Source organism: Pseudomonas sp. MD195_PC81_125, from assembly GCF_014060985.1.
Taxonomy (GTDB): Bacteria; Pseudomonadota; Gammaproteobacteria; order Pseudomonadales; family Pseudomonadaceae; genus Aquipseudomonas; species Aquipseudomonas parakoreensis.
Window position 1 is genome coordinate 1 of the sequence record NZ_JABULD010000654.1, and the last position, 9,646, is coordinate 9,646.

The window sequence follows — 9,646 nt, forward strand, 5'->3', positions numbered from 1 at the left end:
ACAGTGGATTTTCGTGAAGTCCGTTTTCCGTGCACGACACGAATCCCCTGTGGGAGCGAGCCTGCTCGCGAAGAGGCCCTCAAGGCCGAGTTGTCATTCAGCCTGCCGCAACCGCTTGTACAGCGTATTCCGACTCACCCCCAACCGCCGCGCCAGGTGCGAAATATTCCCCCCGGCCGCCTTCAACTCGCGGTTCAACGCTTCAACGTCATTCAAGTCCAGCCCCAACGGCGCTGCCGTTTCCACCGGCTCCATCTCCAGATCGACAAAAAAATCATCCGGCAAATGCTCTGGCCGTACCGGTTGTTCCTCGGCCATGGCCAGCGCCACCTGCATCACGCTGCTGACCTGACGCAGATTGCCCGGCCATGGATGACGACTGAACAGCTCCAGCACTTCGCGGCTGAGCCCGGCCCATTGTGTCGGTTCGCGATGCTGCTCCCACAGGCGTTTGAACAGCGCCTCTTTATCACCGCGCTCTCTGAGCGGCGGCAGTTCCAGTGTCAAACCGCCAATTCGGTAGTACAAGTCCTCACGAAACCGGCCCAATTGCACTTGCTCGCGCAAAGAGCGGTTGGTCGCCGAGATGATCCGCAGATCCACCGGGAACAACTCGCTGCTGCCCACCGGTTGCACACAGCGCTCCTGCAACACCCGCAACAACCGCGCCTGAGTCGGCAACGGCATGTCGCCGATTTCGTCGAGGAAGAGGGTGCCTTTGTCAGCCTTGCGGATCAGGCCGATGCTGCCTTTCTGGCTGGCGCCGGTGAACGCGCCTTTTTCGTAGCCGAACAGTTCCGACTCCACCAGTTCGGCGGGGATCGCCGCGCAGTTGACGGCGATGAATGCCTGTTTGCTGCGGGAGCTGGCTTGGTGCAGCGCTTTGACGAAGACTTCCTTGCCGACCCCGGTTTCACCGTGGATCAGCAGCGGGATGTCTTTTTCCAGCAGGCGTTCGGCCTGACGCACGGCTTTTTCCACGCGGCTGTCGCCAAAATGCAGAGAGTTGAGGCTGATCACGCCCGGCGCTTTGATCGGCGCCGTTTTCGGTTCGGCAAATACCCGAGGCTGAACAGGCGCCTGTTGCGGTCGCTTCAACAGGCACTGGAAACGGTTGCGCCCCGAGGTCTGCAAGGCAAACGGCAAGCCGTCCGGCTGATTCAGCAGCTCCAGCAGCGACACGTTGAACAGGCTTTCGACGCTGACCCGCGACAGGCGCACGCCAAGCAGATTGTCCGCGCGGCGATTGGCCGACAGCACTTGACCGCTCTCATCGAAAATCAGCAAACCGGCCCATTGACTGTCGAGGTTGTTCAACCCGGTGTTGAAGGTCAGTTGAAAGTGCTGGCCGTGGAACAGGTTGAGGATCAGCCGGTTCTCCACGGTCTGGCTCATCATCTTGACCATGCCCAACGTGTGCGAGGGCGGCAGGTAACTGTCGCTGGACACGTCGAGCACGGCGATGATCTTGCGCTCGGCATCGAATATCGGCGCGGCAGAACCGGTCATGAAGCGGTTGGCTTTCAGAAAGTGTTCATCGTGTTCGATGTGCACCGCTTGCTCGCAGGCCAGCGCGGTGCCGATGGCATTGGTGCCGCTGCAGCGTTCCATCCAGCTCGCTCCGGCGCGAAAACCCCGGGCCAGGTTCGGCTCGATAAAGCGCTGAGTGCCCCACGATGTCAGCACCTGGCCGTGGTGGTCAGCGAGCATGATCAGGCAGTTGGAGTTGCTCAGGATGTTCTCGTAGTACGGCAGGACTTCCTGATGCGTGGTTTGCACCAGTGAGTGGTGACGGTCGAGCAATTGCGCAATGCCGGCGGCAGGCAGTTGGTCGAAGGCCGGGGCACTTTGATGGTCGAGGCCGAAGGCGCGGCAACGCTGCCAGGAGGTCTGGACGATCGCGTCGTGGGACAGCGGCGGGGCGGGTACGGCCATGGCTGTGGGCCTCTGATGCAGCGTTTTTATTATTGTTATGACCCACACAATTCCCCTGTAGGAGCTGCCGCAGGCTGCGATCTTTTTGATCTTATTCTTTGAAAAACAAAAAGTCAAAAAGATCGCACCTTCGGCAGCTCCTACAGGGTGCGTGAACAGTTCATAGAGTGTTGTTCACTATTGTTCATTGTCAATCGCCCGACTGTTCAAATGTGTTCAGCAATGAACGCCCATTCCCCGCGTTTTTGGCGCTTTTCATCACAAATCAACCACTTGCCATTTCTGGCACGAATGTCGCTTTGCTGCACAGGTCGCTTGACTCCAATAATAAAAAAGGCCGAGCCATGTCACTCACCCTGGAGCACGTCAGCCGTACCGTCGAGGGCCAGACCTGGATCGACGATGCCTGCCTGACCTTCGAACCCGGATCCTTCAACGTTCTGCTCGGCCGCACGCTGTCCGGCAAGACCAGCCTGATGCGTTTGATGGCCGGTCTGGACAAGCCCGACAGCGGCCGCGTCCTGATGAACGGCGTCGACGTCACCCAGCGCCCGGTGCGCCTGCGCAACGTGTCGATGGTCTATCAGCAGTTCATCAATTACCCGACCATGACCGTGTTCGAGAACATCGCCTCGCCGCTGCGTCAGGCCGGTGTCGCCAAGGACATCATCCACAGCAAGGTGCAGGAAACCGCACGGATGCTGCGCATCGAGAAGTTCCTGCAGCGCTATCCGCTGGAACTCTCCGGCGGCCAGCAGCAGCGTACGGCGATGGCCCGGGCGCTGGTCAAGGATGCCGAACTGATCCTGTTCGACGAGCCGCTGGTCAACCTCGATTACAAGCTGCGCGAAGAACTGCGCCAAGAGATGCGCGAGCTGTTCAAGGCCCGCCACACCATCGCGATCTACGCCACCACCGAGCCCAACGAAGCGTTGGCCTTGGGCGGCACCACGACCATTCTTCACGAAGGCCGGGTGATCCAGAGTGGCCCGTCGACTTCGGTGTATCACCAGCCGCAAACCGTGCTGGCAGCGGAGTTGTTCTCCGAACCGCCGATCAACCTGATGCCCGGGCGCATTGCTGGCAACGAAGTCAGCTTTGCCAACTTCGTGCACTTCCCGTTGAACGTCGATCTACGCCCGGTGGGCGAGGGCGAGTTCCGCTTCGGCGTGCGCCCCAGCCATATTTCGCTGGTGCCGAGCAACGATGACGATCTGGAACTGGCGGTTACCGTCGAGGTGGCGGAGATCAGCGGTTCGGAAACCTTCCTGCACGTGCGCAACGAACATTTCCTGCTGGTACTGCACCTGCCCGGGGTGCACGAATACGACGTCGATGCGCCGATCCGCATTTACATCCCGACCCACAAACTGTTCGTGTTCGATGCGCAGGGCCGTCTGGTGCAGGCACCGGGCCGGCGTGTCGCGAGGGTTGCCTGATGGCCGAAATCCGTTTGCAGCACCTGGCCCACAGCTACAGCAAGCAGCCGAGCGGGCCTGACGATTACGCAATCCGCGAAATGGACCATATTTGGGAGCAGGGCGGCGCCTATGCCTTGCTCGGCCCTTCGGGTTGCGGCAAGTCGACCTTGCTCAACATCATTTCCGGCCTGCTCAGCCCCTCGCAAGGGCATGTGTTGTTCGATGGCAAAGCGGTGAATGACCTGACCCCGGAGAAGCGCAACATCGCCCAGGTGTTCCAGTTCCCGGTGGTCTACGACACCATGACCGTGTTCGACAACCTGGCCTTTCCCCTGAGAAATCAGGGCATGGCCGAGGCGAAAGTGCACAGCAAGGTGCAGGAAATCGCCGAAGTCCTCGACCTGCAAAACCTGCTGAGCAAGAAGGCCCGCAACCTCACCGCCGACGAAAAGCAGAAAAGTCTCCATGGGCCGTGGCCTGGTGCGCGACGACGTCTCGGCGATCCTCTTCGACGAGCCGCTGACGGTGATCGACCCGCACCTGAAGTGGAAGCTGCGACGCAAGCTCAAGCAGATCCACGAGCAGTTCAACATCACCATGGTCTACGTCACCCACGATCAACTGGAGGCCTCGACCTTCGCTGACAAGATCGCGGTGATGTACGGCGGGCAGATCGTGCAGTTCGGCACCCCGCGGGAATTGTTCGAGCGGCCGAGCCACACCTTTGTCGGCTACTTCATCGGCAGCCCGGGGATGAACCTGATCGAGGTGCAGCCGCAGCCGGGTGGGGTCGGTTTCGCCTCCACGCACCTGCCGTTGTCCGACGCCTTGCAGCGGCATATCGAACACGGCCAGTGGAAAAATCTGAAGGTCGGCATCCGCCCGGAGTTCATCCATGTCTGGGATGAACCGTTTGACGAGGCGATGCAGGCGCGGGTGGTTCACGTCGAAGACCTGGGCACCTACAAGATCCTCACCCTCGACCTCGACGGCGCGCCGTTGAAGGTGCGTCTGGCCGAAGACAAACCGGTGCCGCAGGGCACCGCGTACATCAGTTTTCCGGCGCAGTGGCTGATGGTCTACGCCGACGAGTTTCTTCTTGAAGACACCGACTCTACCGAGGTGCAGCCATGAACAAGGTGCAGAACAACAAGGCCTGGTGGCTGGTGTTGCCGGTGTTCCTGCTGGTGGCGTTCAGTGCGGTGATCCCGATGATGACCGTGGTCAACTACTCGGTGCAGGACATCTTCGACCAGTCCAGCCGCTACTTCGTCGGCGCCGACTGGTACAAACAGGTGCTGCTCGATCCGCGTCTGCATGACTCGCTGCTGCGCCAGTTCATCTACTCGGCCTGCGTGCTGTTGATTGAAATTCCGCTGGGCATCGCCGTCGCCCTGACCATGCCGACCAAGGGTCGCTGGTCGTCAGTGGTGCTGATCATCCTGGCGATTCCGCTGCTGATCCCGTGGAACGTGGTCGGCACCATCTGGCAGATCTTCGGTCGCGCCGACATCGGTCTGCTCGGCTCGAGCCTGAATGCGCTGGGCATCAACTACAACTACGCGGCCAACACCATGGACGCCTGGGTCACGGTGCTGGTGATGGACGTCTGGCACTGGACTTCGCTGGTGGCGCTGCTGTGTTTCTCCGGGTTGCGGGCGATTCCTGACGTGTACTACCAGGCGGCGCGCATCGACCGCGCCTCGGCCTGGGCAGTGTTCAGGCACATCCAGTTGCCCAAGCTGAAAAGCGTGCTGCTGATCGCGGTGATGCTGCGCTTCATGGACAGTTTCATGATCTACACCGAGCCGTTCGTGCTCACCGGCGGCGGGCCGGGGAATGCCACGACCTTCCTCAGTCAGACCTTGACGCAGATGGCGGTCGGCCAATTCGATCTGGGCCCGGCAGCGGCGTTTTCGCTGGTGTATTTCCTGATCATCCTGCTGGTCTCGTGGCTGTTCTACACCGCCATGACCCATTCCGACGCCAATCGCTGAGGGCCCGGCCATGCACAAAAGAAAGCTGATTCCGTTGCTGGTGTACATCCTGTTCCTGCTGGTGCCGATCTACTGGCTGCTGAACATGTCGTTCAAGAGCAACACCGAAATCCTCGGCGGGTTGACCCTGTTCCCGCAGGATTTCACCTGGCACAACTACAAGGTGATTTTCACCGACCCGAGCTGGTACACCGGTTATCTCAATTCGCTGTATTACGTCAGCCTCAACACGGTGATCTCGCTGAGTGTGGCGCTGCCGGCGGCGTACGCGTTTTCGCGCTATCGCTTCCTCGGTGACAAGCACCTGTTCTTCTGGCTGCTGACCAACCGCATGGCGCCGCCGGCGGTGTTTTTGCTGCCGTTCTTTCAGTTGTATTCGTCGATCGGGCTGTTCGATACGCACATCGCCGTGGCACTCGCGCACTGTCTGTTCAACGTGCCGCTGGCGGTGTGGATTCTTGAGGGGTTCATGTCCGGGGTGCCCAAGGAAATCGACGAAACCGCCTACATCGACGGCTACAGCTTCCCCAAGTTCTTCGTGAAGATTTTCATCCCGCTGATCGGCTCCGGGATCGGTGTCACGGCGTTTTTCTGCTTCATGTTCTCTTGGGTCGAACTGCTGCTGGCGCGCACGCTGACGTCGGTCAACGCCAAGCCGATCGCGGCGGTGATGACCCGCACCGTGTCGGCCTCGGGCATCGACTGGGGCGTGCTGGCAGCGGCGGGGGTGTTGACCATCCTGCCGGGCATGCTGGTGATCTGGTTTGTTCGCAACCACGTGGCCAAGGGCTTTGCCCTGGGTCGGGTCTGAGGAACGCATGATGGAATGGATGAGCTGGACCACCCCCACGGCGGGGTTCTTTATTGCCATCGGCCTGTTGCTGGTGGGCATGACCACCTGGGAACTGCGCTCGCCGAGCATCCTGCGCCGCGGTTTTCTGCCGATTGCCACCACCCGTGGCGATCGCTTGTTCATCGGTCTTCTCGGCAGCGCCTACCTGCATCTGCTGGTAATCGGCGTCACCGACTGGAGCATCTGGGTGGCGTCCGCGCTGTCTCTGGTGTGGCTGTTGGTTGTGATGCGCTGGGGCTAGTCGAGTCGCTCGGCAATCGTGCTCCGAAACTCTAACTGGAGGTCTCTATGTTCGATAAAAACAATAAGCTGCGACATAGCATTTCATTGGCAGCCATGCTCGCACTCAGCGGTTTGAGCGCTTCGGCCTGGGCCGATGCCTACGAAGACGCTGCGAAAAAGTGGATCGGCAGCGAATTCAAACCGTCAACCCTGACGGCGGATCAGCAGCTCGAAGAATTGAAGTGGTTCATCAAGGCCGCCGAGCCGTTCCGCGGCATGGAAATCAAAGTGGTTTCCGAGACCCTGACCACCCACGAATACGAGTCCAAGGTGCTGGCCAAGGCGTTCAGCGAAATCACCGGGATCAAACTCACCCACGACCTGTTGCAAGAAGGCGACGTGGTGGAAAAAATGCAGACGGTGATGCAGTCGGACAAGAACATCTACGACGGCTGGGTCAACGACTCGGATTTGATCGGTACGCACTTTCGCTACGGCAAGACCGAGTCGATCACTGACCTGATGGCCAACGAAGGCAAGAACTTCACCTCACCGACCCTCGACATCAAGGACTTCATCGGTATCTCGTTCACCACCGCGCCGGACGGCAAGATCTATCAACTGCCCGACCAGCAGTTCGCCAACCTGTACTGGTTCCGCGCCGACTGGTTCGAACGCGCCGATCTGAAAGCCAAGTTCAAGGAAAAGTACGGTTACGAATTGGGCGTGCCGGTGAACTGGTCGGCCTATGAAGACATCGCCAAATTCTTCAGCGAAGACGTCAAGGAAATCGACGGCAAGCGTGTCTACGGCCACATGGATTACGGCAAGAAAGACCCGTCGCTGGGCTGGCGCTTTACCGATGCCTGGTTCTCCATGGCCGGTGGTGGCGACAAAGGCTTGCCCAATGGTCTGCCGGTGGACGAATGGGGAATTCGCGTCGAGGACTGCCACCCGGTCGGTTCCAGCGTGACCCGCGGCGGCGACACCAACGGCCCGGCGGCAGTGTTCGCCACGCAGAAATACGTCGACTGGCTCAAGGCCTACGCGCCACCGGAAGCGGCGGGCATGACGTTCTCCGAGTCCGGCCCGGTGCCGTCACAAGGCAATATCGCCCAGCAGATCTTCTGGTACACCGCGTTCACCGCCGACATGACCAAACCGGGCCTGCCGGTGGTCAACGCCGACGGCACGCCGAAATGGCGCATGGCGCCGTCGCCGCGCGGGCCGTATTGGGAAGAGGGCATGAAGCTCGGCTATCAGGACGTGGGTTCGTGGACGTTCATGAAATCCACGCCTGAGAAACAGAAGCTGGCGGCGTGGCTGTACGCACAGTTCGTCACCTCGAAAACCGTGTCGCTGAAGAAAACCATCGTCGGCCTGACGCCGATTCGCGAGTCGGACATCAACTCGCAGGCGATGACCGATCTGGCGCCTAAACTCGGCGGCCTGGTCGAGTTCTACCGCAGCCCGGCCCGTGTGCAATGGACCCCGACCGGGACCAACGTGCCGGACTATCCGCGTCTGGCGCAGCTGTGGTGGAGCCACATCGCCGAAGCGGCCAGCGGCGAGAAGACTCCGCAGCAGGCGCTGGATGGCCTGGCGAAAGATCAGGACGCGATCATGACCCGCCTCGAACGCTCCAAGGCGCAAGCCACGTGCGCACCGAAAATGAACCCGGAACGCGACGCGCAATACTGGTTCGACCAGCCGGGCGCACCAAAACCGAAACTGGCCAACGAGAAGCCGAAGGGCGAGACCGTGAGCTACAACGAACTGCTGAAATCGTGGGCGGATGCGCGTAAGTAACGGCTGAAATAGTGAAAAGCGAACGGCACCGAAAGGTGCCGTTTTTTTTGTTGCCTGATCTACCGCCATCGCGGGCAAGCCACGCTCCCACAGGTTTCTGTGTTGCTTACACAATCTGGGCACACCACAAACTCTTGTGGGAGCTGGCTTGCCAGCGATAGCGGTGTGTCAAACAACAAGGATGTGACTGACCCGCCGCCATCGCTTGCAGGCAAGCTCTCACAGGTTTTCGTGGTGTCCACAAAACTCAAAAACACCCCGATCCCTGTAGGAGCTGCCGCAGGACATCGGTCAATGCCAGCTTCATTTTTTAATTTCTTCAAAGATATCAAGCATGGGGTCAGGCCCGGGTACACCCGGATTCACTGTGTGGCTTGATGGTTGGCCTGGCAGCCAGCATTGATGTGTGACGGTGCTAGATGTGTCTTGATCAGACCAGAACAGCCATATCGGTGTACCGAGCAACCAGAGCATCAGCCGTAAGCAACTTCATTGGTTCGGTCATCGCTGTGGCCACGATAATACGGTCAAACGGATCGCGATGATGGTGCTCAAGATCCTTCACAGCGATGGCGTGCTCTGCAGTCACTGGCAGTTCGATAAAGCCACTGTCGAGACAATATTGGCGGACTTCTTCCAGATCAACATTTAGCTTGCCGAGCCCAACCTTGATCGCCATTTCCCAGAAGGTGGCGGCGCTGATGTAGATTTCGGCGGCGTTCTCAATCAGTTTTCTGGCTTTGCCGGACAGTCTGACGTCATCACTGAGCGTCCAGAGCAAAACGTGCGTGTCGAGCAGAAGCCTCATGCTTGAGTGCCCTCAAATGCATCAAGCATGTCATCGGGCAATGGTGAGTCGAAATCGTCGGGCAACACCAGTTTGCCTTTCATTGCGCCAATACGTTGAGCGCTGGGTTTTCCTACGGGAACGAGGCGAGCCATCGGCCGGCCATGCTTGGCAATCGTGATGACTTGGCCAGCAGCGGCTTCATCGACGAGTTTGGATAAATTGTTTTTGGCTTCAGCCAGCGGAACGATGATCATCAGCTCACCCCTGTATTCTGGACAAATATAGCCAGAATATTTCGGTGCTGCCAATCCGTAGACTTTTTCAGCCCATTCGCAAACGATGTCCCTGTTCATTTTTTTGCCTCTCATCGGTATCCATCTGCCAGGGCCTCCACCTTAGTGCTATCTACTCAAAACTGGCTGTAGGACAAGACGGAGGTTGCGGCGAGAGGTTTCGGCGTTTGTGTGGAGACCGCAGCAAATCGGTAAAAAATCGTACAAAAATACCGAATGACCCACTGCCATCGCTGGCAAGCCAGCTCCCACAAGTCTGCGTGTCGTCCACAAAAACTCAAAAAACACCCCGATCCCTGTAGGAGCTGCCGCAGGCTGCRTCTTTG

Annotated in this window: 8 protein-coding genes and 1 pseudogene; 6 read left to right on the forward strand and 3 right to left on the reverse strand. The window is 59.2% G+C overall.

Annotation, left to right across the window (positions count from 1 at the left end):
- Positions 1-93: 93 nt before the first annotated feature.
- A complete protein-coding gene (locus tag HT737_RS25805; protein WP_182404266.1) occupies positions 94-1,935 on the reverse strand; it encodes a sigma-54-dependent Fis family transcriptional regulator in 1,842 nt (613 codons plus the stop codon).
- A gap of 344 nt (positions 1,936-2,279) precedes the next feature.
- Here HT737_RS25805 and HT737_RS25810 point away from each other — a divergent pair, with 344 nt between their 5' ends.
- The 6 genes and pseudogenes from HT737_RS25810 (at position 2,280) to HT737_RS25835 (ending at position 8,237) form a co-directional block, all read left to right on the forward strand.
- Positions 2,280-3,374: an ABC transporter ATP-binding protein gene (locus HT737_RS25810; RefSeq protein ID WP_047291688.1), complete on the forward strand. Its 1,095-nt coding sequence runs from the start codon at positions 2,280-2,282 to the stop codon at positions 3,372-3,374.
- Positions 3,374-4,490 (forward strand): annotated as a pseudogene (locus HT737_RS25815) (ABC transporter ATP-binding protein). Before HT737_RS25810 ends, HT737_RS25815 begins: the two are co-directional and overlap by 1 nt.
- Positions 4,487-5,353, forward strand: coding sequence for a carbohydrate ABC transporter permease (locus HT737_RS25820; RefSeq protein ID WP_182404267.1), 867 nt, complete (start codon positions 4,487-4,489; stop codon positions 5,351-5,353). Before HT737_RS25815 ends, HT737_RS25820 begins: the two are co-directional and overlap by 4 nt.
- A 10-nt stretch (positions 5,354-5,363) precedes the next feature.
- Complete coding sequence (locus tag HT737_RS25825) at positions 5,364-6,164, forward strand: carbohydrate ABC transporter permease (RefSeq protein ID WP_041073277.1); 801 nt, start codon at positions 5,364-5,366, stop codon at positions 6,162-6,164.
- A gap of 10 nt (positions 6,165-6,174) precedes the next feature.
- Positions 6,175-6,447, forward strand: a complete 273-nt coding sequence (locus HT737_RS25830; protein ID WP_027614647.1) for a DUF2160 domain-containing protein — start codon at positions 6,175-6,177, stop codon at positions 6,445-6,447.
- A 47-nt stretch (positions 6,448-6,494) separates the two neighbouring features.
- A complete protein-coding gene (locus tag HT737_RS25835) occupies positions 6,495-8,237 on the forward strand; it encodes an ABC transporter substrate-binding protein (RefSeq protein WP_047291695.1) in 1,743 nt (580 codons plus the stop codon).
- Between the two features lie 430 nt (positions 8,238-8,667).
- On the opposite strand, the gene HT737_RS25840 is transcribed toward HT737_RS25835, so the two are convergent.
- Positions 8,668-9,045: a type II toxin-antitoxin system VapC family toxin gene (locus tag HT737_RS25840; protein ID WP_182404268.1), complete on the reverse strand. Its 378-nt coding sequence runs from the start codon at positions 9,043-9,045 to the stop codon at positions 8,668-8,670.
- On the reverse strand, positions 9,042-9,380 hold the full coding sequence (locus tag HT737_RS25845; protein ID WP_239779156.1) for a type II toxin-antitoxin system Phd/YefM family antitoxin: 339 nt from the start codon (positions 9,378-9,380) through the stop codon (positions 9,042-9,044). The genes HT737_RS25840 and HT737_RS25845 overlap by 4 nt, the downstream gene beginning before the upstream one ends.
- Positions 9,381-9,646: the final 266 nt, after the last annotated feature.

Bases quoted from the DNA above. Each gene is read 5' to 3' on its own strand.
- HT737_RS25825 (WP_041073277.1), top strand. From the start codon at position 5,364: ATGCACAAAAGAAAGCTGATTCCGTTGCTGGTGTACATCCTGTTCCTG.
- HT737_RS25840 (WP_182404268.1), bottom strand. From the start codon at position 9,045: ATGAGGCTTCTGCTCGACACGCACGTTTTGCTCTGGACGCTCAGTGAT.
- HT737_RS25830 (WP_027614647.1), top strand. From the start codon at position 6,175: ATGGAATGGATGAGCTGGACCACCCCCACGGCGGGGTTCTTTATTGCC.
- HT737_RS25805 (WP_182404266.1), bottom strand. From the start codon at position 1,935: ATGGCCGTACCCGCCCCGCCGCTGTCCCACGACGCGATCGTCCAGACC.
- HT737_RS25820 (WP_182404267.1), top strand. From the start codon at position 4,487: ATGAACAAGGTGCAGAACAACAAGGCCTGGTGGCTGGTGTTGCCGGTG.
- HT737_RS25835 (WP_047291695.1), top strand. From the start codon at position 6,495: ATGTTCGATAAAAACAATAAGCTGCGACATAGCATTTCATTGGCAGCC.
- HT737_RS25845 (WP_239779156.1), bottom strand. From the start codon at position 9,380: ATGAACAGGGACATCGTTTGCGAATGGGCTGAAAAAGTCTACGGATTG.
- HT737_RS25810 (WP_047291688.1), top strand. From the start codon at position 2,280: ATGTCACTCACCCTGGAGCACGTCAGCCGTACCGTCGAGGGCCAGACC.